Source organism: Tatumella saanichensis (assembly GCF_000439375.1).
In the GTDB taxonomy this organism is placed as follows: domain Bacteria; phylum Pseudomonadota; class Gammaproteobacteria; order Enterobacterales; family Enterobacteriaceae; genus Tatumella; species Tatumella saanichensis.
This window is the reverse complement of sequence record NZ_ATMI01000054.1, coordinates 14,367-40,816: the sequence shown is the minus strand read 5'-3', so window position 1 is coordinate 40,816 and position 26,450 is coordinate 14,367. Positions and strand designations below refer to the sequence as shown.

At 52.9% G+C, this 26,450-nt stretch carries 25 protein-coding genes and 1 riboswitch; of the genes, 19 read left to right on the top strand and 6 right to left on the bottom strand.

Annotated elements, in window-relative coordinates; translation table 11 throughout:
• Positions 1-174: 174 nt before the first annotated feature.
• Positions 175-313: riboswitch (molybdenum cofactor riboswitch) on the top strand.
• The 11 genes from moaA (at position 303) to DW47_RS0114975 (ending at position 9,397) form a co-directional block, all read left to right on the top strand.
• Entirely contained in the window at positions 303-1,289 is a 987-nt protein-coding gene (gene moaA, locus DW47_RS0115025; RefSeq protein WP_029687256.1) for a GTP 3',8-cyclase MoaA, read from the top strand. (Overlaps the previous riboswitch by 11 nt.)
• A gap of 12 nt (positions 1,290-1,301) precedes the next feature.
• A complete protein-coding gene (gene moaB, locus DW47_RS0115020) occupies positions 1,302-1,817 on the top strand; it encodes a molybdenum cofactor biosynthesis protein B (RefSeq protein WP_029687255.1) in 516 nt (171 codons plus the stop codon).
• 2 nt (positions 1,818-1,819) lie between these two features.
• The gene (moaC, locus tag DW47_RS0115015; RefSeq protein WP_029687254.1) at positions 1,820-2,305 is read left to right on the top strand and encodes a cyclic pyranopterin monophosphate synthase MoaC; all 486 of its coding nucleotides are present in this window, start codon (positions 1,820-1,822) and stop codon (positions 2,303-2,305) included.
• Entirely contained in the window at positions 2,298-2,543 is a 246-nt protein-coding gene (moaD, locus tag DW47_RS0115010) for a molybdopterin synthase sulfur carrier subunit (protein ID WP_029687252.1), read from the top strand. Before moaC ends, moaD begins: the two co-directional genes overlap by 8 nt.
• A gap of 3 nt (positions 2,544-2,546) precedes the next feature.
• Positions 2,547-3,017, top strand: coding sequence for a molybdopterin synthase catalytic subunit MoaE (moaE, locus tag DW47_RS0115005; RefSeq protein WP_029687250.1), 471 nt, complete (start codon positions 2,547-2,549; stop codon positions 3,015-3,017).
• An 8-nt stretch (positions 3,018-3,025) separates the two neighbouring features.
• Positions 3,026-4,150 carry a DUF1615 domain-containing protein gene (locus DW47_RS0115000; RefSeq protein ID WP_051150984.1) on the top strand — a complete coding sequence of 375 codons (1,125 nt, stop codon included), beginning with the start codon at positions 3,026-3,028 and terminating at the stop codon, positions 4,148-4,150.
• A 66-nt stretch (positions 4,151-4,216) separates the two neighbouring features.
• Positions 4,217-4,930, top strand: coding sequence for a Bax inhibitor-1/YccA family protein (locus DW47_RS0114995; protein ID WP_029687248.1), 714 nt, complete (start codon positions 4,217-4,219; stop codon positions 4,928-4,930).
• 326 nt (positions 4,931-5,256) lie between these two features.
• The gene (locus DW47_RS0114990) at positions 5,257-5,652 is read left to right on the top strand and encodes a YbhQ family protein (RefSeq protein ID WP_029687247.1); all 396 of its coding nucleotides are present in this window, start codon (positions 5,257-5,259) and stop codon (positions 5,650-5,652) included.
• A gap of 184 nt (positions 5,653-5,836) precedes the next feature.
• Positions 5,837-7,168, top strand: a complete 1,332-nt coding sequence (rhlE, locus tag DW47_RS0114985; RefSeq protein WP_029687246.1) for an ATP-dependent RNA helicase RhlE — start codon at positions 5,837-5,839, stop codon at positions 7,166-7,168.
• A gap of 4 nt (positions 7,169-7,172) precedes the next feature.
• Positions 7,173-8,123: a tRNA dihydrouridine(16) synthase DusC gene (dusC, locus tag DW47_RS0114980; RefSeq protein WP_029687243.1), complete on the top strand. Its 951-nt coding sequence runs from the start codon at positions 7,173-7,175 to the stop codon at positions 8,121-8,123.
• A gap of 74 nt (positions 8,124-8,197) precedes the next feature.
• The gene (locus DW47_RS0114975; protein WP_029687241.1) at positions 8,198-9,397 is read left to right on the top strand and encodes an MFS transporter; all 1,200 of its coding nucleotides are present in this window, start codon (positions 8,198-8,200) and stop codon (positions 9,395-9,397) included.
• A 248-nt stretch (positions 9,398-9,645) separates the two neighbouring features.
• Here DW47_RS0114975 and DW47_RS0114970 read toward each other — a convergent pair whose 3' ends face one another.
• A complete protein-coding gene (locus DW47_RS0114970) occupies positions 9,646-10,701 on the bottom strand; it encodes a L,D-transpeptidase family protein (RefSeq protein WP_038027641.1) in 1,056 nt (351 codons plus the stop codon).
• Between the two features lie 153 nt (positions 10,702-10,854).
• Positions 10,855-11,475: a DedA family protein gene (locus tag DW47_RS0114965; RefSeq protein WP_051150983.1), complete on the bottom strand. Its 621-nt coding sequence runs from the start codon at positions 11,473-11,475 to the stop codon at positions 10,855-10,857.
• Between the two features lie 219 nt (positions 11,476-11,694).
• Here DW47_RS0114965 and pbpG point away from each other — a divergent pair, with 219 nt between their 5' ends.
• The 5 genes from pbpG to idi all read left to right on the top strand — a co-directional run bounded on the left by pbpG (position 11,695) and on the right by idi (position 19,143).
• Complete coding sequence (gene pbpG / locus DW47_RS0114960; RefSeq protein ID WP_038027639.1) at positions 11,695-12,603, top strand: D-alanyl-D-alanine endopeptidase; 909 nt, start codon at positions 11,695-11,697, stop codon at positions 12,601-12,603.
• 139 nt (positions 12,604-12,742) lie between these two features.
• On the top strand, positions 12,743-15,181 hold the full coding sequence (locus DW47_RS0114955) for a DUF3772 domain-containing protein (protein ID WP_029687237.1): 2,439 nt from the start codon (positions 12,743-12,745) through the stop codon (positions 15,179-15,181).
• A gap of 132 nt (positions 15,182-15,313) precedes the next feature.
• On the top strand, positions 15,314-17,620 hold the full coding sequence (gene bglX / locus DW47_RS0114950; RefSeq protein ID WP_029687236.1) for a beta-glucosidase BglX: 2,307 nt from the start codon (positions 15,314-15,316) through the stop codon (positions 17,618-17,620).
• A gap of 46 nt (positions 17,621-17,666) precedes the next feature.
• Positions 17,667-18,545 (top strand): oxygenase MpaB family protein, encoded by an 879-nt coding sequence (locus DW47_RS0114945; protein ID WP_029687235.1) that lies wholly within the window; start codon positions 17,667-17,669, stop codon positions 18,543-18,545.
• A 61-nt stretch (positions 18,546-18,606) separates the two neighbouring features.
• Entirely contained in the window at positions 18,607-19,143 is a 537-nt protein-coding gene (gene idi, locus DW47_RS0114940; protein WP_029687234.1) for an isopentenyl-diphosphate Delta-isomerase, read from the top strand.
• A 13-nt stretch (positions 19,144-19,156) separates the two neighbouring features.
• On the opposite strand, the gene DW47_RS17770 is transcribed toward idi, so the two are convergent.
• Both DW47_RS17770 and DW47_RS0114930 read right to left on the bottom strand, forming a co-directional pair.
• A complete protein-coding gene (locus DW47_RS17770; RefSeq protein WP_029687233.1) occupies positions 19,157-19,261 on the bottom strand; it encodes a membrane protein in 105 nt (34 codons plus the stop codon).
• A 56-nt stretch (positions 19,262-19,317) separates the two neighbouring features.
• Positions 19,318-20,064 (bottom strand): MerR family transcriptional regulator, encoded by a 747-nt coding sequence (locus tag DW47_RS0114930; protein ID WP_029687232.1) that lies wholly within the window; start codon positions 20,062-20,064, stop codon positions 19,318-19,320.
• A gap of 208 nt (positions 20,065-20,272) precedes the next feature.
• On the opposite strand from DW47_RS0114930, the gene dinG reads away from it, so the two are divergent.
• The 3 genes from dinG (at position 20,273) to rlmF (ending at position 24,517) form a co-directional block, all read left to right on the top strand.
• Positions 20,273-22,489 carry an ATP-dependent DNA helicase DinG gene (gene dinG / locus DW47_RS0114925; RefSeq protein WP_084689083.1) on the top strand — a complete coding sequence of 739 codons (2,217 nt, stop codon included), beginning with the start codon at positions 20,273-20,275 and terminating at the stop codon, positions 22,487-22,489.
• Positions 22,490-22,538: 49 nt separating this feature from the next.
• Positions 22,539-23,507: a DNA-binding protein YbiB gene (gene ybiB / locus DW47_RS0114920; protein ID WP_029687230.1), complete on the top strand. Its 969-nt coding sequence runs from the start codon at positions 22,539-22,541 to the stop codon at positions 23,505-23,507.
• Between the two features lie 65 nt (positions 23,508-23,572).
• A complete protein-coding gene (rlmF, locus tag DW47_RS0114915; protein WP_029687229.1) occupies positions 23,573-24,517 on the top strand; it encodes a 23S rRNA (adenine(1618)-N(6))-methyltransferase RlmF in 945 nt (314 codons plus the stop codon).
• A gap of 36 nt (positions 24,518-24,553) precedes the next feature.
• On the opposite strand, the gene dps is transcribed toward rlmF, so the two are convergent.
• Together dps and rhtA are read right to left on the bottom strand one after the other, a co-directional pair.
• Positions 24,554-25,060: a DNA starvation/stationary phase protection protein Dps gene (gene dps / locus DW47_RS0114910; RefSeq protein WP_029687228.1), complete on the bottom strand. Its 507-nt coding sequence runs from the start codon at positions 25,058-25,060 to the stop codon at positions 24,554-24,556.
• A 128-nt stretch (positions 25,061-25,188) separates the two neighbouring features.
• Positions 25,189-26,115, bottom strand: a complete 927-nt coding sequence (rhtA, locus tag DW47_RS0114905; protein ID WP_029687227.1) for a threonine/homoserine exporter RhtA — start codon at positions 26,113-26,115, stop codon at positions 25,189-25,191.
• Positions 26,116-26,450: the final 335 nt, after the last annotated feature.

Genomic DNA, 26,450 nt, shown 5'->3' with positions numbered 1-26,450 from the left:
GGCTGCCGAAACAGCAATAAAAAAGGCGATGCACAGCGCATATCATCAGTTAACAGTATGGCAGTTAACAGAAGATAAATCTGTGTCTGCGAGCCAATTTGGTGAACTCCCGCGCGGCGGCAGGATAGCGGAATCCCTGTTTACGCGCTAGAATCAGCCATGACGATTATCCGAACGGATAATTTACACTTAAAGCCTTTCTGACCTGTCTCCTTTACGGATATGGCGGACTGGCCGCAGCCTCGAGTTGCCAGGGTGCAGAAAGAAATGCCTGCATCTCCCGATTTGGAAAAGGTGTCGCTGTGTCTTTGTTAACCGATAAGTTTAACAGGCGTTTCTATTACCTACGCCTGTCAATCACTGATGTGTGTAATTTCCGCTGTAGTTACTGTCTGCCGGACGGCTATCGACCGGGAGCGGTCAGCAATAACGGCTTTCTGTCCGTGGATGAAATCCGCCAAGTTAGCCGGGCCTTTGTGGATGCCGGCACCGAAAAGATCCGCCTAACTGGCGGTGAACCTACCTTGCGTCGTGACTTCACCGACATCATCGCGGCGGTCAAAGACAATGCCGCCCTGAAAAAAATCGCCATGACCACCAACGGTTACCGGTTGCAGCGCGGTGTGCGTGACTGGCAGCAGGCAGGCTTGAGCGCAGTGAATATCAGCATCGATAGCCTAGATGCGCGCCAATTTCATGCCATTACCGGTCAGGATAAACTGCCGCAAATTCTGGCAGGTATCGATGCCTGCTTCGAAGCGGGTCTGACTCAGGTCAAAATCAATACCGTACTGATGAAAGAGGCTAACAGTCGGCAACTTCCGGCTTTTCTTGCGTGGATCAAACAGCGGCCCATTCAGCTGCGCTTTATCGAATTGATGGAGACCGGCGAGGGCGGGGCATTGTTTCGTCAGCAGCACATTTCTGGGGAAGTGATCCGTCAGCAATTGTTGCGCGAGGGCTGGCAAGAGGTGCCTCGCGCTCGGGATGATGGCCCTGCTCGGGTGTTCAGCCATGAAGACTATCTCGGTACCATCGGACTTATCATGCCTTATTCCAAAGATTTCTGTCTAAGCTGTAACCGCTTGCGGGTGTCGGCCCTTGGCAATCTTCACCTCTGTCTGTTCGGGGATAACGGCATTCCGCTGCGCGATTTATTGGCGGATGACAGCCAGCAACCAGCCCTGCAACAGCGTATCCATGCCGCGTTAGGCGAGAAAAAACAGACCCATTTTCTGCATCAAGGACATACCGGTCATACACAGAATCTGTCGTTTATCGGCGGGTGATCAGGAGAGAATATGAGTAAAGCACCGAAAGCGTTTGTCCCCTTGACCGTGGCAGTGATGACGGTCTCTGATCGCCGTGATGCCTCACAGGACAGTTCCGGAGATTATTTGGTTCAGGCTGCCCAGGAAGCGGGACATCGCGTGGCCGTGCAGCAGATCTGCGGCGATAACCGCTATCAGATCCGTGCGCAGGTCTCCACTTGGATCGCCAGCCCCGATATTCAGGTGATCCTGATCAACGGTGGCACCGGTTTCACTGCCGCCAACAGCACCCCAGAGGCGTTGGAACCGTTATTTGATCGCACTATTAATGGTTTTGGTGAACTGTTCCGTATGGTCTCTTACGAGGAGATCGGCGGCGCAACGCTGCAATCGCGCGCCTTGGCCGGTATGGCCAATCAGACCTTGATTTTCGCCATGCCTGGATCTACCAGTGCCTGTCAGCAGGCGTGGCAACGGATCATTTGCCAGCAAATTGATGCCACCACCCGCCCTTGCAATTTTGTTTCTCAGCTTAAGAATCTCTGATTATGTCCCAACTTACCCATATCAACAGTGCCGGTGAGGCGCATATGGTCGATGTTTCGGCCAAGCAGGAGACAGTACGTGAAGCCCGCGCCGAAGCTCTGGTCACCATGCAGCACAGCACCTTACAGATGATCCTTGCTGGTCAGCACCACAAAGGGGATGTGTTTGCCACTGCCCGTATTGCCGGTATTCAGGCAGCCAAACGGACCTGGGAACTGATCCCGCTCTGTCATCCACTGATGCTCAGTAAAGTGGAAGTCTCTTTGAGTGCACTGCCAGAAAGCGGGCAGGTGCGTATCGAGTCCTTGTGCCGTCTAACCGGTAAAACAGGGGTTGAGATGGAAGCCCTAACTGCCGCCTCGGTGGCTGCACTGACCATCTACGATATGTGTAAAGCGGTACAGAAAGATATCCTGATCGACGGCATCAGACTATTGAGCAAACAGGGAGGGAAGTCCGGCGACTTCCGGGTTGACGCGAATGATTAATGTACTGTTCTTTGCCCGTGTTCGGGAGTTGGCGGGCTGTGCCAGCACACAAGTTGAAGGCAACCTCGCTGACGTGGAGAGTCTGCACCGGGAACTTACTCAGCGCGATCCCCAGTTAGCCCTGGCCCTGGAGCGGGGCAAGTTGCTGGTAGCGGTCAATCAGACGCTGGTACCTTTTGATCAGCCGTTACAGGACGGGGATGAAGTGGCCTTTTTCCCGCCGGTGACCGGAGGCTAACTGATGACCGACAATACGCTTATTCAGGCAGGGGAGGCCGACTTCAGCCACCAGCAGGTCCATCAATGGCTGTCTAGCTGTGATCAGGACGGTGCCATCGTCACTTTTACCGGCAAAGTGCGTAATCATAATGCCGGGGAGAGCGTCGCAACCCTGACCCTGGAACACTATCCGGCGATGACCGAGAAGGTGTTACGCACCCTTGCCGATCAGGCGCGTACGCGCTGGCCGTTGCAGCAGATTGCCATTATTCATCGTACCGGAACGCTGCGGCCGGGAGACGAGATTGTGCTGGTAGGGGTCAGTTCAGCGCATCGGGCGGCTGCCTTTGCTGCCGCCGAATACATTATGGATATGTTGAAAACGGAAGCGCCGTTCTGGAAACGGGAGTCGACGTCCACCGGCGAACGCTGGTTGGATGCCCGTGACAGCGATCAACAGGCCGCCGACCGTTGGACAGAGGAGTCGTCATGAGTCAAGGTATGCTGGCGTGGCAGCCGCTGCCACGCTTCACCCGCCGCACCTTGAGATCCGCGTTAGGGTTATGGCTGCTACCGCTGTTGATCCTCAGCGGCTGTAGCAGCCAGCGTCATTCGGCACCCTCTGAACCGACCTCGGTGGTAAAAGCCAGAACTCTGCGTTTACTGCCGCCGGGAGTGAGTGACCGCGACGGTTGGGCGGAGGATATCGCTCAGTCTTTCAGTCATCAGGGACTGCCCGCGTCGGCCACTAATCTGTGCGCGGTGATCGCCGTGGCCGGTCAGGAGTCAGGATTTCAGACTAACCCGTTGATCCCGGGGCTACCTAAGATGGCCATAAAGGAGATTTACCGCCGTGCCGGTGAGCATTACATCCCGCAGTTTGTCGTCAACCAGGCCCTGAAAATCCCGTCGTCGCAAGGACCGAGTTATGCACAGCTGATCCGTCAGGCCCGCACTGAGCGGCAGCTCAGTGATGTCTACGACGATCTGATCGACAGCGTGCCGCTAGGGCAACGGCTGTTCGGGAACTATAATCCGGTGCAGACCGCCGGGCCGATGCAGGTCAGCGTGATCTTTGCCGAGCAGCATGATCAGGGCTATCCCTGGAAGAAAGATAAAACCGTACGCCGTGAAGTGTTCAGTCGTCGTGGCAGCGTCTGGTTTGGCACCTTGCATCTGCTGGGTTATCCGGTTAATTACCCCGCAATGATTTACCGCTTTGCCGATTATAATGCGGGCTGGTATGCCAGCCGTAATGCTGCGTTCCAAGCTGCGGTCGCCCGCGTGACGGGGAGACATCTCGCCTTAGATGGCGACTTGGTGCAGTACGGCAGCGATAAACCGGGGAAAACCGAGCTGGCGGTGTTAAGTTTGCAATCGCGGCTGGGGATCAGTGCCGCGGATATTCATCATCAGTTAAGCCTAGGTGAGCGTCCGGAATTTACCCAAAGTGATGTTTGGAAGGGGGTATTCCGGCTGGCAGATCAGGTGAATGGCTCGCCGATGCCCCATGCCAGATTGCCGGGGATCACCTTAGAAAGTCCCAAAATTACCCGTGATCTGACGACCGCGTGGTATGCGGATCGAGTGAATAGCCGGTTTCGTCAGTGTCTGGCTCGGCAATAAGCCATAGCACTTGAGCCGTTTTTTATGCACACTAAGGTATCATTAACAGAATAGTGAGGTGGGATCATGGAGCGATATCAGCGTCAAGACAGTAATACGGCGTACTCTCGTGCCGGTTCGGGCCTACAGGCCTATATGGCCCAGGTCTACGGTTGGATGACCAGTGGCTTACTGCTGACGGCTTTTGTTAGCTGGTTTGCGGTGCGCACGCCACGGGTAATGGAATTTGTCTTTTCAAGTCAGATCACCTTTTTTGGTCTGGTGATTGTTCAGCTTGCAGTGGTGTTTTTCCTGTCGGCTCGTGTGCACAAAATGAGCGCCGGTCTGGCGACCTCGTTGTTTATGCTCTATTCGGCCCTTACCGGCCTGACCATGGCCAGCATCTTTCTGGTGTATACCGCCTCGTCGATTGCCACCACTTTCTTTGTGACTGCTGGTATGTTCGGTGCAATGACGCTGTTTGGTTATACCACCAAACGTGATCTCAGCCGAATGGGTAGCCTGTTGTTTATGGCACTGATCGGCATTTTGATCGCGTCTCTGGTCAATTTCTGGCTGAAAAGCAGTGCGCTGATGTGGGCCATTACCTATATCGGGGTGGTGGTGTTTGTCGGCCTGACCGCCTATGACACTCAGAAACTGAAAATGATGGGTGAGAGTATCGACAGTCGCGACAAAGACAATCTGCGTCGTTACAGCATCGTGGGTGCGTTGACCCTGTACCTCGATTTTATCAACCTGTTTATGATGCTGTTACGTATTTTTGGCAACCGCCGTTAACAGTATTTTCTCCCCAAAGAGGCCTGCGGGCCTCTTTTTTTACTCACAAAATTTTCTGCTGTATCCCGCGGTTTTACTGGCCTGTGGGGGGCATAACTCACTAACACACCTGGTGCAGATCGCAAAAAATACAAAAAATGCGATTTTTATGGCATAATACCCCGCTTGTGACCCTCCGATTCGAGAGGATCCTGATGCCTGTTTCACAAAAACACATCAGGAAATGAAAAAAACAGGTTCTTTTTTTAAAACTGGATTAGTCTGAATAATCCACACCGGTTCCGCCGGTTTGTATGGGCGGCTTAACAGTCTGCCAGGAGAGAAAAATGAAATGGTCTAACCGTGTTCAGATTATCACTGGGCAAACCTGCTTCCATATCGCAATGCACCTCAGTATTGTCCTGTTCCTGATTTGGGGATGGAAACACCGCGTACTCCCCGAAGTCAGCGCCGGCTTGGTCGCCGCTTATGTGCTGTTATTGGCAGCCATGATGGTGACTCAACGTATTTCTCGTCTGCGTCGTGCAGGGGATTACTTGGAAGAAGCCAGCACCACCTATTATTTCGGTGCGGCCATGATGTCTTTATATCTGCTGTCTCGTGTATTGCATAACCCGTTACTGATCGGCGCACTTGGCGTATTGATGTTGGTCGGTCCAGCACTGGTGTCACTGTTGGCCAAAGAGCCACCGGTCACACAGATTGAAAAAAAACGCAGCTAATGCGCGAGGGCGGCTCGGCTGCGGGTCGCCCATCTGACTCTCGCACAGTGTGCAGAGTTCTGTTAGAATTACCCATCATGCATCGTAGTTTTTGCCCCTGACTTATCTCTAAGTCACATGACACTACCCCCTGAAAACTGCACCGTGAAGTTACGGTCAGGGCGTTCCGGAGTAACTATTTCCCATGTCTTTTGAATCTCTCGGCCTTAGCGCCGATATCCTGCGTGCTGTCAGCGAACAAGGCTACAGTGAACCTACACCTATCCAGCGTCAGGCCATCCCTGTGGTTCTGGCCGGCGGTGACTTGCTGGCTAGCGCACAAACCGGGACCGGTAAAACGGCAGGCTTTACCCTGCCGATGCTGCAACGCTTATCTGCCAGCCAGCCGCCCGTCAAAGGACGTCGCCCGGTACGCGCCCTGATCCTCACCCCAACTCGCGAACTGGCGGCTCAGGTAGGTGAAAACGTTCGCGAATATAGCCGCTATCTGAACATGCGTTCGCTGGTAGTGTTCGGCGGTGTCAGTATTAACCCGCAGATGATGAAACTGCGCGGTGGGGTCGACATTCTGGTCGCCACGCCGGGACGTTTGCTGGATCTTATTCATCAGAATGCGGTGGATATCTCCACGGTTGAAATTCTGGTGCTGGATGAAGCAGACCGTATGCTGGATATGGGCTTTATCCATGATATCCGCCGTGTACTGGCCAAACTGCCACCACGCCGTCAGAACCTGCTGTTTTCCGCGACCTTCTCTGATGAGATCAAAGCATTAGCGGAAAAATTGCTGGATCGTCCTTCGCTGGTGGAAGTGGTTCGTCGTAATACCGCCTCTGAGCAGGTCAGTCAGCAGGTGCACTTTGTCGATAAAAAACGTAAGCGGGAACTGCTGTCTTACCTCATCGGCAAAGATAACTGGCAGCAGGTCTTGGTGTTTACCCGTACCAAGCACGGGGCTAACCACCTGGCCGAACAGTTGGGCAAAGATGGTATTACTGCCGCGGCTATCCACGGCAATAAGAGTCAAGGTGCTCGTACTCGTGCGCTGGCTGATTTCAAATCGGGTGCGGTACGTGTGCTGGTCGCCACTGATATCGCCGCCCGCGGCATCGATATCGAAGAACTGCCTCATGTGGTCAACTATGAGCTGCCGAACGTGGCGGAAGATTACGTTCACCGTATTGGCCGTACCGGTCGTGCAGCCTCTACCGGGTCGGCATTATCGCTGGTGTGTGTCGATGAGCACAAACTGCTGAGAGATATTGAGCGTCTGCTGAAGCGTGAAATTCCGCGTCTGGCAATCCCTGGTTTTGAGCCGGATCCGTCTATCAAAGCAGAGCCTATCCAGAATGGACGCCAGGGCGGTCGTGATCGTCGTCCGGGTGGCGGTGGACAGGGGCCGCGAGGACAGTCATCTCGTCCGGCCCGTCAGGGTGACAATGGCAGACCGCGTCAGGATAACGGTAAGCCACGTCAGCGTCGTAGCAACGGTCCCAAAACCAGCGAGCGGAGCTAAGCCTGTGCGGGTATTACTGGCCCCGATGGAAGGGGTACTGGATCCATTAGTCAGAAAACTGTTGTCTGAGGTCAATGACTATGATCTCTGTATCACCGAGTTCCTACGGGTGGTCGACCAGTTATTACCCGCCAAGTCCTTTTACCGCCTCTGTCCCGAGCTTCACCAGCAGAGCCGTACAGATTCCGGTACCCTAGTAAGGATCCAGTTGCTCGGGCAGCATCCGGGCTGGTTGGCAGAAAATGCAGCACGCGCGACGGAGCTCGGCTCCTATGGTGTCGATCTTAATTGCGGCTGTCCGTCTAAAACGGTCAATGGTAGCGGCGGCGGGGCGACTCTGTTAAAAAATCCGCTGGTTATCTATCAGGCGGTAAAAGCCATGCGAGAGGCGGTTCCGGCCCATTTACCGGTGACCGTGAAAGTGCGCCTTGGCTGGGACAGCATTCACCATAGCCACGAGATTGCGGATGCGGCTGCCAGTGCCGGAGCCAGCGAATTAGTGGTGCATGGGCGGACTAAAGAGGACGGTTACCGCGCTGAAGCCATTAATTGGCCCGCTATCGGTGAGATCCGGCAGCGTCTTTCGATTCCGGTAATTGCTAACGGTGAAATTGTTGATCATCACAGTGCCATGCAGTGCCGCGCATTGACTGGTTGTCAGGATGTGATGATTGGCCGTGGAGCGCTGAACGTGCCTAATTTGAGTAGAGTAATCAAATACAATGAAGCACCGATGCCCTGGCCTGAAGTGGTACAGCTGCTAAATAAGTACTGCAAGCTGGAAAAGCAGGGGGACACCGGCCTTTACCATGTCGCACGCATCAAACAATGGCTCGGTTACCTGCGTAAAGCCTACCCTCAAGCGGACGACGTATTTATGCAAGTCCGACCGCTAAAGACCTCGCAACATATTGCTGCGGAAATTTCCCGGATAACTGATAAGCTATTGGTATAGTTATCGCTGTCTGTCATCCCACCGTTATGATGACAGGTGTTTTTGTTCCGTACACACCGGGTGTTATTGCTATCATGGCCGAATCTGCAGCGCTGAGTCGGACTCAGTTAAACTTACGTATTCTTTCCGTCATTATCTTTACCTTTTTCTGCTACCTGTCGGTAGGGCTGCCCCTCGCGGTATTGCCGGGCTTTGTCCACCACCAACTGGGCTATAGCTCGTTTATTGCAGGGGTGATCATCAGTCTGCAATATTTCTCAACGCTGATCAGTCGTCCACAGAGTGGCCGTCTCGCAGACAGTATTGGTCCGAAAAAGGTGGTGATGTTGGGACTGGTACTGTGCGGCATGAGTGGCGTAATGACAGTGATTGCCGCCTTTATGACGGCCACGCCATTGACCAGCTTAGCCTTATTGGCCCTCGGGCGGGTCTGTTTAGGCTTCGGCGAAAGTTTCAGTAGTACCGGTGCGACCTTGTGGGGAATGAACCTGGTCGGCCCAGTGCACACGGCTCGGGTGATCTCCTGGAACGGTGTGGCCACCTATTTGGCGATGGCACTAGGTGCACCGCTAGGCGTTATGCTCAATCAATTAATGGGGATCAGGGGTTTTGCCGGATTGGTCGCGCTGATGGGGATTGTCGGTTTTTGGCTGGCCAGCACCAAACCGGCGATTGTGGTGAAAGTGGCTAAGCGGGTACCCTTTAGTCAGGTTTTTCGCCGAGTCTGGGTGTACGGAGTCGGCCTGAGTGCTGGTACTATTGGTTTTGGGGTGATTGCGACCTTTATCACCCTCTATTTTAGTCAGCGTGGTTGGGCCGGTGCGGCGATGACACTCACCCTCTACAGCCTCGGTTTTGCCGGTATTCGTCTGGTGTCCGGTAACTGTATCACTCGCTTTGGTGGTCTAAAAGTGGCGCTGGTGTCCTTTATGGCTGAAACCGTCGGCCTATTTTTACTGTGGCATGCAGACGTGGTGTGGGCGGCGGACATCGGCGCCTTCCTCACTGGTTGTGGCTTCTCACTGATTTTCCCGGCTCTGGGGGTCGAAGCCGTCAAACAGGTAGAGCCTCAGAGTCAAGGCTCGGCCCTCGGCACTTACTCAGCGTTCCTCGATTTTGGTCTAGGCATTACCGGCCCACTGGCCGGGCTATTGATGAACCTGACCGGCATTCGTTCCATTTACTTTGCGGCAATGCTGGTGGTACTGGCGGGCGTGATACTGATGGTGCGATTAATTAAGCGGCAACCTTCTGTTGCTGGTACAGCCTCCTGACAGGCAGTAGAAGGCTATCCTGCTTAAACGCCCCAATTAGCAGGGCGTTTTTTATGCACGCTATCTTGTGACTGGCATGATCGCTACCACAACCGGTTTACTTCACACCTTTGATGCAGCAGGGAAGGGCAGTTAATAACGCTGCTCCGATCGGCTATCTAGGGTTAATATGACGAGAAGGAAGTGGCAATTACGTCTCAAAAAAAACTCCGGCAGGGCCGGAGTTTGTGAGCGCTCAGCAGGCAACGTTATTTACCTTGGCCTTCCTCGGTGATGACATTGGCACCCTGTTGCGAGAACGGGGTTAATGGTTCTTCTTTTGGCAATGCCTGATCCGTTTCAGCGACTGGCTGCGGAGTGGTATTGACTGCGTCACTGCTGCCACTGATTTTAACTGGCATGCCAGAGCGTGCTTTTAGGGCCGCATTCACCAGCTCCTGGTTCACACCCGGGGCAGACAGGAATTGGCTGATTTGCGGAGTAATGGTCAGTGGCACTTCTTCATTGGAGTTAAACTGTTGCTCGGTGGTCGACAGCGGGTTATGAACTTCAATGTAGCGTGAGCCGTCCGGCTCTTCGGTCACTTTGATCGGCTGGTTGATAAACTGCACGCGGGTACCGACCGGTACATTCTCAAATAACCATTTGATATCGTCAGCGCGTAAACGGACACAGCCGTGGCTAACACGTAAACCGATACCGAAGTTGGCATTGGTACCGTGGATAGCATACAGACGACCGATATACAGGGCATACAGACCCATAGGATTGTCTGGACCGGCTGGGAAAACTTCAGGCAAATTCTGGCCATTAGCCGCATATTCCGCATGCATGGCTTTAGTCGGAGTCCAGGTCGGGAACGGGCGTTTACGTTGAACACTGGTTACCCAGTCTAGCGGCGTGTCTTTACCTAGTTCACCGATACCGATAGGCAATACTACGACGCTGTTGCTGCCTTTAGGGTAGTAATAGAGACGCATTTCTGCGCTGTTAATGACGATCCCTTCACGGGGAGCGTTATCTGGCAGGATCAGCTGCTGAGGAATGATCAGTTTGCTGCCACCCTGCGGCAGGTAGACGTCAACCCCTGGGTTAGCTTCTAGCATATTACTCAGCCCCATCTGATACTGGGAAGCAAAAGCTTCCAGAGGCAGGGTGCTGTCTTTAGGAATAGTCAGCTCGAGGTTTTCACCGATCAGGCTGCTCTTTGCTGCCGGCAAAGGGTAGAGCACTGCGAATGCTGAATGGCTGTAAGCCACCAGAGCCAGTGCGAGTGAAGCGAACGCGCGAATGCTATTTTTCATAATTATACAGTTTATTAGTGCCTAATAACGGGCGTGTTAGGGATAATGGTCATGGCCCTTAAAACCGGCCGACTGCACATTATATGGACTAAACAGCGATTCGGAAACTCGATGTGTAACTGAACGCATCGTCCTTACCACTGGCCGTGGGATTTACCGGCGTTGCCGTAAAAAACGGATCCCTTTCCAGACTATGTACATCACCACTGCCAATCCTGCAACCCAGAACAGTGGCTGCATATACTGGTCAAGTTTATCAAACCAAGGTTCAATAAGCTTACCGGCAAAGTAGCCGAGGCTGACAAACAATGTGGCCCAGATAAAGGCACCAATCACATTAAAAACCAGAAAACGCCGAGGTGACAGCTGGCTGGAGCCGATAATAATCGGACCGATGATACGAAAGCCATACATAAAACGAACGCCGATCACAAATAAGCTCGGGTGGCGATGGATCAACTGGCGAGCTTTTTCCACTTTATCTTGGTGATCACCAAAGCGTGACAGAATACGCATCCCGTAGCGATTGCCTAGCCAGTATAGCAATTGATCACCAATAATACCGCCGGCCATCGCCGCCGCGACCACCCCGGCAAAATGCAGTAATCCATTATGGGCGGCCACGCCCCCTAACAGAACAAAGGTTTCACCTTCAGCGATACAGCCCACCAGCAATGCCAGATAGCCGTAGTGTGAAATCAATGAATTAATATCCAATGCGTCATTCCCTGCTAATGTACGAAATCGAAAGCCTGAACACAGTTTACACGGCATTTATTCCTTACGCGATCCTGTGAGCGAAGTTAGCCTGATTCTTGCCGAGTTTGTCAGAATTTCTTACACAATCAGGCATAGACAGTAGCAGGCTGTCTCAAGTTTTTTTGCAGTGAACAGCGTATGATGCTGTCGCCAGCCGGACAGATCCGCCAATCGGCCGATCAGACGGCGGCCTGTGCCCGCACAGTTCAGAACAATACCCGGATAACATGCCCCATGTCTTTTAAATTACGCCACTCTTTACTTTTTATTGCCCTGCTGTCACCGCTAAGCGGGACATTGTTACCTGCTCATGCTGAGCGCATTACCCCAGATGTCGGTCTCACCGTCCAGCCACAGATTGCTTCCGGCAGTGCACTGGTGGTCGATCTGAGAACCAATAAGGTCCTTTTCTCCAGCCATCCGGACCAAGTCAGGCCGATGGCCTCACTGACCAAGCTGATGACCACCATGGTGGTGTTGGATGCTCATCAATCATTGGATGAAGTAATCAATGTGGATATCAGCCATACCCCAGAAATGCGTGGCGTTTTTTCACGGGTGAAAGTGAACAGTGAAATCAGCCGCCGCCAGATGATCCTACTGGCGCTAATGTCTTCGGAGAATCGTGCTGCGGCAAGCTTGGCGGCCCATTATCCTGGCGGTTATCAGGCTTTTATTAACGCCATGAATGCCAAAGCCCGCGCCCTTGGGATGATGCACACCCGTTATGTGGAACCGACCGGTCTTTCTATCCATAACGTCTCGACGGCGGCGGATCTGGTCCGATTGTTGAAAGCGACTGAAAAATATCCATTAATCGGAGAGCTTAGCCGCACACCAGAGTACACGGCAGTGTTTACGCACCCGGCCTATGCGCTGCCTTTTCGCAATACCGACCATCTAGTTTACAATAATAAGTGGATCATCCATCTGACCAAGACCGGTTATACCGATGAAGCAGGCCACTGTTTGGCGATGAGAACCCAGATTAACGGTGATCCGGTGGCGCTGGTGGTGATGGATGCCTTCGGTAAATATACTCACTTTGCCGATGCCACCCGTATCCGCGATTGGTTAGAAACCGGTAAAGCGGCTCCAGTACCGGCCGCCGCGCTGGCATACAAGCGAGAGCAGTCACTGTGACAGCCTGCCGGTACAGTCCCCTGTACCGGCATAATTTCAGACCCGCCTGATAGCCCTGTCCGGTGTAAGCCTTTACAACTGCCTAAAATGATAATTCCGGCCAGCACTGACATTGTTGGCGTTCAGATATAAGGTCACTATGCGTAAACTTCCGACCGTTTTCAGAGTGCTGTTACTGCTGCTCAGTGTCCAGTTTGCCGGAGCTGCGTTAGCGGATCCTGCACCTTCCACCACCAGCCCGCAAACCAACGAAGCGCCGCCGGTCAATGCCAGTGAAGAACTGGCAAAAATGCAGGTCATCTTGGACAAAATTAAGGGCCAAGTGTCAGGCAACACCTCGGATGTGACCCTTAGTCAGCTTAATGATATGGCTCAGGATCTGTCTGACAATGCTAATACCCTGTCACAAAGCCTTCAGCCGCAGGGGCAGAAAATTGATGCCCAACTGGCGGTGCTTGGGCCTGCACCGGCAAGCGGCAGTGGAGTGAAAGAAACTGCTGATGTCACCAGCAAAAGGCGGCATCTGACCACCAAGAAAAATACTATCGATAACCAGATCAAACAGGCAGAAGCCCTGAGAAATGGGGCCTTGGTGCTGTCAGCACAGATCCTCAATCTGCGTCGTGATCAGTTGAAAACTCAGTTAGCACTCAACTCTGGCAGCATTTTCTCCTCAGCCTTTTGGCAGCCGCTGTATGACAGTAACCCCTATGACCGGGAAAAAATACAAGGTTTCGGCCACGAACTCTTAGATACCGCTACGCTGGCAATCAGTCCCGAATGGCGTTTAGGAAGCCTGGCCTGGCTGGTGGCTGCGGTACTGGTAATGGTCGTGGGCCGCCGCTATACCGAGGAGTTTCTCGCCTGGGTAAGTATTCATAAACTGCCGGAAGGGCGGTTACGTCGCAGTTTTTTGGCTACGGCTATTGCCCTGACCACGTTGCTGGCGATTGTGTTGGCATTTAATTTTATCGCTTTGGCATTTAGCCGTGCCGACGCCGCCGACAGTGACGTCAGGGAGTATATCTCGCGGTTGGTACAGTTGAGTATTACCAGTGGCTTGATTGCTGGATTAGGACGGGCTTTTCTCTCTACACGTCGCCCCACTTGGCGACTGGCGAACATCAACCATGATGTGGCCATTGCCCTAAAACCTTTTCCGACCATTATTGCCGGACTGGTGTTTATTTTTCAGGCGATGGAATCTTTTAACTACAGTGTCGGTACCAGCGTCAGTACTACGGTGTTCGGTAATGGCCTGACAGCACTGCTGATCGGTCTGTTTGCCGTGGTGATTGTGGTACGTATTAACCGCACCCGGAGGCGGATCCAGAATGATGATACGCCAGAACAGACTCGCTCGACGCTTGCGGGCCTTATTGAATTGGCATTGTTACTCTCAGGGATCGCGATCCTGTTGGCGCTGCTGATTGGTTATGTCACTTTTGGCCGTTTCCTCAGCTATGAAGTGGTGTGGATTGGGATTTTGCTGAGTTGCTTCTACCTGCTGAGTTGCCTGACCAGCGATGGCTGTGAAGCGCTGTTTTCCACCAGCAATGCCTGTGGACGGCGGGTACAGAGCACTTTAGATATCGATGAGCGTTATCTCAGTCAGGTGGCCTCGCTGCTGGCGGCACTGCTCAAATCGGCGTTAGTGCTGTTACTGATTTTCTCTCTGCTGAACGGCACCATTGCCTCCGCATCGCCTACCGAAATGCTACAGAAAGCGATCGCCTTTTGGGGAGGAAAAGGGCTGGAGAAACTGAATATTGTGCCTTCACAGTTAGTCGCCGCGGTGATCCCATTAGTGGGCGGTATCTATGTGCTGCGCTCGGTAAAACGCTGGCTCGATCAGGACTTTCTGCCAAAAACCTCGATGGATCAGGGGATGCGGGTCTCGATTGTCACCTTGTTCACCAATGTCGGCTATGTGCTGATCCTGCTGCTGGTGCTATCGGTGATGGGGGTTCAGTGGAATAAGTTAGCATGGATTGTCAGCGCACTGTCGGTAGGGATCGGTTTTGGTTTGCAGGAGATCGTGAAAAACTTTATCTCCGGTTTGATCCTACTTACCGAGCGGCCGGTGAAAGTCGGCGACTTAGTAGGCATCAGCGGTTACGAAGGGGATATTCGCCGCATTAATGTGCGAGCCACGGAAATTCAGCTCTCGGATAAATCGACGGTGATTGTGCCGAATTCCCAGTTGATCTCGCAAAACGTCCGCAACGCCACCATGGGGAACGCGCAGGGGGTGGTCACTATTCCGATGGTGTTCCCGCTGGATATCGATCCGGAAAAAGTGAAAGAGATCCTCATCAGTGTGTATAAAGACAATGAGCGTATTCTGGAGAATCCCGCGCCCTCGGTCAGTTTTAAAGATCTTTCGGCGCAAGGGATCTCACTGAGCGTCACCGGTAACGTTGCCACCCAGCGGCTAATCTCCTCGGTGAAAAGTGAATTGTTGTTTGAGTTACTGGTACGGCTGCGTAAAGCCGGTATTGCGCTCTCCTCGCCGCAGACAATGGTCATCGAGCAAAAAAGTCTGTCTCAGGCCACAGCGCCTGCAGACCCAGAGTAACTCTTGGTTGGCGGCGCAAACAAAGCGTGCGCCGCGCTCTCCCGCAGTGGCGGGTCACATGCTATGCTGTTTTCATTCCCGGAGGCCGGTCGCCCTGCGTCCGGCCCTTTTTATGTGACTGAGACACTGATCATGAAATGGATTTACCCCTTACTAGCGTTAAGTTTTTCTTCCCCATTATGGGCTGCCGATACGACAGTGGCGCCGACTAGCGCCCCCGAGGCCCGCTCAGAGCAGGCCCGTGATGCCTTTGTCACCCAGTTATTGTCGAAAATGACGCTCGACGAGAAAATCGGTCAGCTACGATTGATCAGTGTCGGACCAGATAATCCAAAACAAGCTATCCGCGAGATGATCCGCAACGGACAAGTTGGGGCGATTTTTAACACCGTCACCCGACCGGATATCCGTGCCATGCAGGATCAGGTCATGCAACTGAGTCGCCTAAAAATCCCCTTATTCTTCGCCTACGATGTGGTGCATGGTCAGCGGACCATTTTCCCGATCCCACTGGGGCTAGCGGCCAGTTGGGACCCCCAGGCCATTAAAACCGTGGGCCGTATTTCGGCCTATGAGGCGGCGGACGACGGCTTGAATATGACCTGGGCACCGATGGTGGATGTTAGCCATGAGCCACGCTGGGGGCGTATGTCAGAAGGTTTCGGTGAGGATACCTTACTGACGGCAGAAATGGGGAAAGCGATGGTCGAGTCGATGCAAGGTAAAAGCCCCGCAGACCGTTATTCGCTGATGACCAGCGTCAAGCATTTTGCCCTTTATGGGGCAGTGGAAGGCGGACAGGAATATAACTCGGTGGATATGAGTCCGCAAAGAATGTTCCAGGAATATTTACCCCCTTATAAAGCGGCGTTGGATGCCGGCAGTGGCGGGGTGATGGTCGCACTCAACTCGGTCAATGGCGTACCAGCGACGGCTGACAGCTGGTTACTCAAAGATGTGTTACGTGATCAGTGGAAATTTAAAGGGATCACCATCAGTGATCATGGTGCGATCAAAGAACTGATTAACCATGGGGTCGCCAGCGATCCCCGTGATGCGGTACGGATCGCCATCAATGCCGGTATTGATATGAGTATGAGTGATCAATACTACAGTCAGTATCTGCCTGGGCTGGTGAAAAGCGGAGCCGTTTCGATGGCGACCATTGATGAGGCCACTCGGCACGTCTTGAATGTGAAATACGATATGGGTCTGTTCAGCAACCCTTATAGCCATCTTGGCCCCGCACAAGATGACCCGAAAGATACCAATGCGGAAAGCCGTTTACACCGTCCACAAGCCCGTGAGGTGGCGGCCGAAACCTTGGTGCTGCTGAAAAACCGGCTGGGGGTATTACCGCTGAAAAAGCAGGGCACTATTGCCTTGATAGGACCGTTGGCTGACAGCAAGCAGGATATTATGGGCAGTTGGTCGGCTGCTGGGGTGGCAGCACAGTCTGTGACGGTGCGCGAGGGCATGACCCAGGCGCTGGCCGGTAAAGCCACCCTTCTGTATGCTAAAGGGTCGAATATTACCGATAATCCGCTGGTACAGAAATTCCTTAACAGTTACGGCCCTGAAGTGAGCGTCGATAAGCAATCGCCGCAACAGTTACTCGATCAAGCCGTTGCCATGGCCCGTAAGGCGGATGTAGTGGTTGCCGCAGTCGGCGAGTCCCAAGGGATGGCCCATGAAGCCTCTAGCCGCAGTGACATCCGTATTCCGGCGGCGCAGCGTCGTTTACTGACTGCCTTAAAAGCCACCGGAAAGCCGCTGATTATCGTGTTGATGAATGGGCGGCCACTGGATATCAGCGAGCAAAGTCAGCAAGCAGATGCCATCCTGGAGACCTGGTTCAGTGGTACCGAAGGGGGCCATGCCATTGCAGATGCGCTGTTTGGCGACACCAACCCGTCAGGCAAGCTGCCGGTCAGTTTCCCGCGCTCAGTGGGGCAAATCCCAGCTTACTATAATCATCTGCCAACCGGTAGACCGTACAACTATCTGCATCCGGATAAATATACCTCTCATTACTATGATGCCATCAATGGGCCGCTCTATCCGTTTGGTTATGGTCTGAGTTATACCACCTTCAGCGTCTCGCCGGTCAGTTTATCCTCGGATCAAATGACCCAAGGTGGGCATCTGCAAGCCTCGGTGACGGTCACTAATACCGGCAAGCGTGCCGGTGCGACCGTGGTACAGATGTATCTCAATGATCCGGTTGCCAGTCTTAGCCGACCGGTAGAGGAGCTGAAAGGCTTCCAACGCATCAGCTTACAGCCCGGACAGTCACAGCAGGTCAGTTTTAAGATCACCGAAGACGAACTCAAGTTCTGGAATCCGCAAATGAAGTATCTGGCAGAACCTGGACAGTTTAACGTCATGATTGGCCTCGACTCGGTCAGAACAGAAAAAACGCACTTCAATTATCAATAATCCCCAGGCCGGGTAAGGCTTCCCGGCCGGTTTTAGGGTATCGGTTATGTTCAGTTTACTTCGTGATCGTATTGGCCAGCAGGTGATGCAGATTAATGGATTATCCCTTAACGAGTTTGATTTAACTCAACCCTCGGGGGACCCCGGATTATTTGGGCCGGACAGTATAGTGTGGGAGGTTCACGGGGATTTTCCGGCTATGCTATGTGGGGGCATTGCCGCACTGTTGCTGCAAATGCAGCACCCTGCGGCGCTGGCGGGCGTCTGGGATCACTCCAGTTTTCGCAGTGATATGACCGGACGCTTGCGCCGCACCAGCCAGTTTATTGCTGTCACCAGTTTCGGTAATCGCCGTGATGCTAACTATTTGATTGATAAAGTCGCCGCTATTCATCGTCATGTGAACGGGCAGGATGCCCTGGGTAGGCCCTATGCTGCCAGCGACCCAGCGCTTTTGACCTGGGTACATGTGGCGGAAACCTCCAGTTTTCTCGCCGCCCATCTACGCTATAAAAATCCGAGCCTTAGTCTTGCCGAGCAGAACCGTTATTATGCTGAGGCTGCCCTCACAGCTCGAGCGCTGGGAGCCACTGATATCCCACTCACCGTGCAACAGGTGAACGACTATCTGCAGGCAATGCGTCCGGCACTAGAAATTGATGACCGTACCCATGAAGTCACACGTATACTCTATGCCGCACCGCCACCCACTCCGGCGGCTCGACCGGTGATGAAGGTTATCTTGGAGGCTGCTGGCGACCTATTACCTTGCTGGACCTCAGTACCAGGTCGAGTTCAACGTAGTGCATTACAACAACAATCTACCCGTCTGGCGATGCAGGGGATTGCCGGACTGTTACGCTGGTCGGTGCCTCAGGGGGCTCGCTATAAAGCGTTGCGTCGTACAGGACGGTTGTTCGAATAGCTGGGGTTAACCTGCGGCACAGGGAGATGTATAATTAGGAGCAATACAGTAAGGATGGAGTATGTCTTTGATTGAAGTGATCCTGGTTGATCCGCAGGATAATCCAACCGGCACCATGGAAAAGCAGGAAGTCCACCGTAAGGGGTTGATGCATCGTGCCGTAACTGTCTATTTGTTCAACCACCGTGGCGAGCTGTTGCTACAGCGCAGAGCGAGAGATAAATATCACTGCGGCGGATTGTGGAGCAACACCTGCTGCGGACACCCGCTGCCTGGAGAGCAGACACATAAGGCCGCGGAGCGCCGTTTAGCTGAAGAGATGGGCATTAGCACTATCTTGACTGCAGCATTTGAACTCAGTTATCACCTGACAGTGACCGACGGACTCAGCGAGCATGAGTATGGTCATATCTTTTTTGGCCACTGCGACCAACCTCCCATACTCAACCCCGCAGAGGCTGATGCCTGGCGCTACAGTTCTTTATCGCAGTTACAGGCAGAAATGGCCGCAGCCCCACAGCGTTTCACCCCGTGGTTTGTCCATACTCTGAGCCGGGTGGTTGAGTACCGTCAGCACCAAGCGGCTGGCGCGGTGTAGCAGCTATGCTGGCTCAGGCATGCAGAACAATCGCGTAGCCAACTAGCATCAGGCCGCCAATACCGCCCAGTGCCATTAACAGGAACAGGCCGATAATAGCCGTTTTTTGCAGGTTCATCAGAATTCTACTCCCTGAAATAGACTCAGTGGTGGTGCCGCGACAGCGGCAAAGGTTCAGCGTCCGGGGTGGAGTGCAGTGATCTTACTGCCACTCTGTTGCCAGCCGGCCAGCTGTTGCTGCTGGGTTCGGGTCAGCGGTTTATCGGTCCACAGAAAAATCTGCTGTTCAGGTAATTGCTGCGGGTCGATCTGTTTTAGCGGCTCGGATAATACAGTGATACGCCAACTGTCTTGGGAAAGCCGCCATCCTTCGAGCCAAACTCGGGCTCGGTCTTGTGATGCCCAGCCGACCAGCAGCGCATCCTGACCCGGACGTTTACGGGCTGCACTCAACGCAAAACAGACAAAATCGATAAACACACCATCCAGCAGGCTGCTCATAAAGTCTGCGGTGCGCTGATTCAGCCTCAGTCGCTGGCGAACCGGCAGGAAGACCTGATCAATAATAGCCCCAGCTGGGCTGTCTTTGGTGATGGAGAAAATCCACTGACGTAACTTGCCGGGATGATTGTCACGCAGTTTTGCCAACAATTCTTCCTGGCGTTGCTCCCATTCGCCACTGATATCGGTGGCTTGGCCTTCCAGCAGGGTTTTGACTTTCGCTGGCGGTAAACCGCTCTCTACCCAGCGTTTAATTTCCAGGATTTTTTGCCGATCCGCTTCAGTATACAAACGGTGTCCGCCTGGTGTCCTTACCGGTGTGATCAGGCCATAGCGACGCTGCCAAGCGCGCAAGGTCACAGGATTTATTGCGCAATCCCGTGAAATATCCCCGATCGTGTAAAATTCTGGTTGTGACATAGCCTTGTGTCCTGACCCTGACTTCCTGATAAATTATAATAGAAGCCAGCCAATGTTAATACTCTGTTTCCTTAGAACAGTCTTAGTATGATGCCGTGTTCACGGCAGGATGTCTTGGGATATTTTTCTGTAGAATAATCCCGCAACCCTGTCACCGACGGCGGTACTGTGTAAAAATACAGTTTGTTCTCTCTGGCAAATGGTTGTTATGGCTCTGACGGCAGCACTCAAATCACAAATTGGCGAATGGTATAAAAAGTTACAGGCCCAGGTGCCTGATTTTATTCCAAGGGCACCTCAGCGGCAGATGATCGCCGAGGTGGCAAAAACCTTGGCCGGAGATGAAGACCGTCATCTGGCGATTGAAGCCCCTACGGGCGTTGGCAAAACGCTCTCCTATCTGATCCCGGGTATCGCCATCGCCAGAGCCTCCGAAAAAAAACTGGTGATCAGTACCGCCAATGTCGCGTTACAAGATCAAATCTACGACAAAGACCTGCCGTTACTGAAAACCTTTATCCCTGATCTGACCTTTACGGCCGCCTTTGGCCGTCGTCGTTATGTCTGTCCGCGGAATCTCTCCTTTGCGACCGCCGAGCAGGGGACGCAGGGTGATCTGTTGCTGTGGCTGGAGGAGTCGGCTGGCAGCCGCCCGAAAATCTCTGACGACCGTCATCGCCAAGACCAAGAGGTCTGTCGGCGCCTAGAAAGTGCCCTGCAGTCCGGAGAGTGGGATGGTCTGCGCGATCACTGCAAAGAACAGACCGAAGATACTCTCTGGCAGCGACTCTCTACTGATAAAAACAGTTGTCTTGCCCACCATTGCCAGTGGTATCGCGAATGTCCCTTTTTTCTTGCTCGCCGTGAAATTGAGCATGCCGATGTGGTGGTGGCTAACCATGCTTTGGTGATGGCGGCGTTGGAAAGTGATGCCGTCCTACCTCCCGCCAAAGAGATGCTGCTGGTGATTGACGAAGGACATCACCTACCGGACGTGGCACGAGATGCCTTGGAGATGAGTGCTGACATTACCCCTGCGGTCACCGGCTTACAGCTGGATTTGTTTATGAAACTGGTGGCGACCTTACGTAGCCATTTTACCTTCAAATCTCCGCCAGCGCTGATTAACAGTGAACGTCTGGCCGAACATTGCGGCATCATTCAGCAATTGATCCAGGAGTTAGCAGCAGACTTTCTGCCACGGCTCATTGAGCAGGGCGAGGGTATTGAATATCGCTTTGTGCTGGGGGAACTTCCCGAAGAGGCAGAGAATCGCTGTCAGCAGCTTGCTAAGTTAAGTGAATCACTGCGCGGTGCCGCAGATTACTTGATTAACGCACTGGGTGAAATGACCGGCAAACAGGATATGGTGCGTATTCATCGAGGTTTGTTACAGCTTAATCGCTTTCAGGGGTGGATTGAATCACTTAGCAAACTCTGGTGGCTGGCGGGAACACGTCAGTTATCCGCTGCGCCAGTGTCTAAATGGCTGACCGGTGAACGCCATGACGACAAACAGCATCTGCTGTTTCACTGTGCCGGTATCCGCGTCAGTGACCAGTTGGAAAAGCTGCTATGGCGTAAAGTCCCCCATGTGATCGTTACCTCCGCCACCCTGAGATCACTGAATAGTTTCCGCCGTTTCAGTGAAATGTCAGGCCTGAGGGAGACCGCCGGTGATCGCTTCGTGACCTTGGATTCGCCCTTTGATCATCTCAATCAGGGGAAACTGGTCATTCCTCAGATGCAGTATGAGCCGCAACTGGCACAGGAAGCACAACATATTGAGGAGATGGCGCGGTATTTCCGTGAGCAGATCGAACAGAAAAAACATACCGGTAGTTTAGTATTGTTCTCCAGTGGCCGTGCCATGCAGTTATTTTTATCCCAGGTCACTGACTTACGTCTGATGCTACTGGTGCAGGGCGACAAACCGCGTTCAAGACTGATTGCCCTGCACCGGCAACGGGTCGCTGAGGGCCAACAGAGTGTGCTGGTGGGATTACAGTCCTTCTCTGAAGGGCTGGATCTAAAAGGGGATTTGCTGTCACAGGTTCATATTCATAAAATAGCTTTTCCCCCCGTAGACAGTCCGGTGATCGTCACCGAAGGGGAATGGCTGAAAAGTCAGCAGCGCTATCCTTTTGAAATACAGAGTCTGCCCAGTGCCTCGTTCACCTTGATCCAGCAGGTGGGGCGTTTGATCCGTAGCCATAACTGTTTCGGCGAAGTTATTATTTATGACCGGCGGCTACTGACCAAAAGTTATGGCAGTCGGTTACTGGCGGCATTACCGGTATTTGCTATTGAGCAGCCGGAGGTACCGTCAACGGATAGCACAGTATCACGGCGCCCAGCAGGCAATGGAACCAACGCCGCAACCGGCAGCAGAAAAAAAACGGCACCACGCCGGACCAAGCGCTGAGGACCGTTCAGCAGATACCTTGAAGAGACCGCGGCGACAGGACAGATTGATGGATATTACCCAGATAGTAAAAGAGATTGGCCGCGGCAAGAACCATGCCCGTGACCTCGACCAAGCCACTGCCTTTCAGTTGTATAAGGCCATACTACAACAAGATCTTGACCCGTTGGTACTGGGAGCCGTGCTGATCGCCCTACGCATCAAAGGGGAAAGCGAGCAGGAAATGCTCGGTTTTATCGGTGCGCTCCAGGAAAAACTGCCACAGTTTTCATTGCCGGATGGCGGACTGATGCCGGTGGTGATCCCCAGTTATAATGGCGCACGCCGTCAAGGTAATCTGACCCCATTGTTGGCTCTGCTGCTGGAGAAACTCGGGTTTCCGGTGTTTGTTCACGGCATCCGTCAGGATCCCACCCGGGTAACCAGCGAGACGGTGTTTGCTGCTCTCGGTATTTCGGCGGTTGCTTCGCCGCAACAGGCTGAACAGCAGTTGCGACAAGGCAAACTGACCTTTATGGCGGTGGATGACTGGTGCCCACCCTTGGCGAAGCAATTGGCGCTGCGTTGGCAGTTAGGCTTACGTAACAGCGCCCATACCTTGGCTAAACTGGCCTCACCCTACGCAGCCGGCAAAGCCTTACAGATCTCGGCGGTTTCGCATCCGGAATATGTGCCAAAAGTGGCGGCCTTTTTCCGCCATAGCCAGAGTCTGGCGCTATTACTGAATGGCTGTGAAGGGGAAGTGTATGCCAATCCACGACGTGGACCGGCATTATTCGCTGTCTCACCACAACAGGAGACACTTCAGCGATTGGTGGAGCGCCAAGAAGAGCAAAAAGCGCTGCTTCCTGTCTCTAAATCAGCGGAACAGACTGCTCACTGGATTCAGCAGGTACTGGCCGGAGATATTCCGGTGCCCCAACCGATACGTCTGCAGGTAGCCTGTTGTTTGCTGCTAGCTCGGCGTTGTCAGGATGTTACTGCTGGCGTGGAGCAGTTAGCTGCCGCCGGATATTAACTTTACTTATTTTACCGTTACACTGGGGGAAAGCCCTTTGAGTGACGGTTATTCTGTGATGACTAATGAAAAAGACACCCGCAAAAAGTTCTCTGCACCCGCGTAACCGTTATCAGGGACAATATGATCTACCGACTCTATGCCACCTCAACCCGGCGCTTTCACCGTGGCTGGTCACCACACCCGCAGGCAAGACGTCGGTAGATTTTAGCCAACCGCAGGCGATTAAAGCCCTCAATCAAGGGTTACTGAAACAGTATTACGGAATCGAATGGCAACTGCCTGACGGGTATCTTTGTCCACCGATACCGGGACGGGCAGATTATCTGCATTTTATTGCTGACTTACTGGCAGAGGACGCTGGTGGCACAATTCCGCGTCAGGCGGATCTTTTGGATATCGGTTGCGGCGCGAATTGCATTTATCCGCTGATCGGTCATGCAGAATACGGCTGGCGATTCACCGGCTCGGATATCAGTGCCGAATCATTACGCCTAGCAACAGCGCTGATTGCGGCTAATCCTGGAATGCAGCGGGCGATCCGTCTGCGTTGCCAAAAAAACTCGAACGCCATTTTTCAGGGGATTATCCAAAAAAGCGATAATTACGCTGTAACCTTATGTAATCCACCGTTTCATCGATCGGCACAAGAGGCGCAACAGGGCAGTGATCGTAAGAACCGCAACTTGGGTATTTGCTCAGACAAGGGACTCAATTTCGCTGGGCAACATCATGAACTTTGGTGTACAGGTGGGGAGCGCGGGTTCGTTGAAAAAATGATTAACGAAAGCCAGAATTTTTCCGCGCAGGTGGTCTGGTTTACCACGCTGATCTCCAAAAGAGAGAACCTGAAACCCTTAGCGGAAATCTTAAAACGGACTGCGGTGATAGAGCAGCGTGTAATAGAAATGGGGCAGGGGAATAAGCAGAGTAGGATACTGGCGTGGACATTTAAGAAGCCTGAACAGCGGGCCAGAATACTGAAAAATTCATTACGCCCACCCGCATGACCCGGGCAGGGGGTCTACCCTGCCCTTGAAGGGCATTTATTTGGTGATATTGGCTTCGATAAACCACAGGAATTTATCCAAGTCACGAGATGCTGCAGTGAAAATATCTGCGCTGTCTTCGTCAGGGACTTCGCTGATAGCTTTACGCACATCGTTTGCCACCAGTGCATAACGCTCAGCCAGGGCGACCAAGTGATCCTGCACATCATGGATATCCAGTGGGTAGCTCTTCAGCGGAGTCGTCTGGGTGACGATCTGTGGGGTACCCAGTGCCACGCCACCTAACTGCACAATACGCTCAGCCACGGTGTCCTGATGATCGGTGATGGCGGTACGGAAACCGTCTAACATCTCATGAACAGCGATGAAGTTAGTGCCGCGCATATTCCAGTGGGCTTGCTTAGTGATCAGCGACAGGTCGATCAGTTCAACCACTACTTTGCTCAGGACATTGATGGTCGCGTGTTTATCTGCGTCAGCAACATCGTTACGAGTATAAATCAGATCGGATGGCTGAGTTTTAACCAGTTTTGCGGTACTCATAAATTCATTTCCTCTCTTGGTCGATTAATCGGAATCAGTACTTCATTTGCAAACAAGTATAGCAACCGCTGTGGCTTTTGCACGGCGGCACACTCAATTGCTGCTATCGCTGAAACCGATAGCCCACCTCAGCGCTGGTCTGAAGAGGAGGGGGAGAATTTTCTGACTTTTACTCGCCGCAAGCGTGGTTTCGAGGATTGCAGGGTCAGGGTTGAGCCGGCAGAGGCGATAATGACCGCCGTCAGCCCCAGCCACTGGGGCAGGTTAAGATGCTCGCCAAGGAAAATCAGTCCTGAAAGGGCGGCCACTACCGGTTCTAGGCTCATCAAGGTACCGAAAAGTCGTGCTGGCAGTCGAGTCAGGGCCATCATCTCTAGTGAATAAGGTATGGCATTCGATAACAGCGCCAGTAATAAGGCTAATGGCAGGATCTGCCAGTGCCATAGGCCACTCTCGGCAAAACCTAATCCGACCGGCACATAGACCAGTGAGGCTATAGCAGACCCAACGGCTACAGTGGCTGCTCCGTGACCGCTACCTGCTTTTCGGCCGAAGACGATATAGATAGCCCAACAGGCACCAGCGCAAATCGCCAGGACTGCCCCCAGAGGATCGACGTTCGACAATCCGGTTTCGAGTGGCAGCAGTAGACACAGGCCACCTACCGCAATCAGGATCCACATAAAGTCGGTAATGCGCCGAGCGTTAGCTAAGGCCAGTGTCAGAGGGCCAATAAACTCAAGTGCTACGCCAATTCCTAAGGGGATAGTGCGAAGGGCTAAGTAAAACAGCATATTCATGCCGCCCAGAGCCAGTCCGTAAAAAATCAGCGGCCGACGTTTCTCTTTACCGAATGTCAGACGCCAAGGTTTGAAGATCACCCACAACATAATCGTGGATAACCCTAATCGCATAGCTGCCACTCCGGGAGCGCCGGCAAGTGGGAACAGGTGCTTGGCCAAAGAGGCGGCACCCTGTAGTGACATCATGGCTACAATCAGCAACATGACAGGGAATAACAATTGACTGTTTTTTTTATTTTCAGAAGGGGCCATACCGCGCAGTTCCATAGGAAAAAGTGATGACAGGGGAAAAACGCTGGCGAGTCTACCTTATCTCTGTGCTCAACACATGCCCAACAATAAAAAAAAACCTTATCAACAGCTTGTTTTTTGTACTATAGTTTGCGGCGAAGTGAAAAAAACCGGCTATATTATTAAGAATATCCTTAAAGATTCTCGGGTAGCACAAAATAGTTTAGGGCTCTGAAGCAGATTAAAGTAAAGTTAAATCAGGCAATTATGTCTGACTGGTAACTTTCTGTTACACCAAACAATCTGTTAGACAACAAAATTCGGGCAGAGTTTCCCACTATTTTTTGTTATATTTT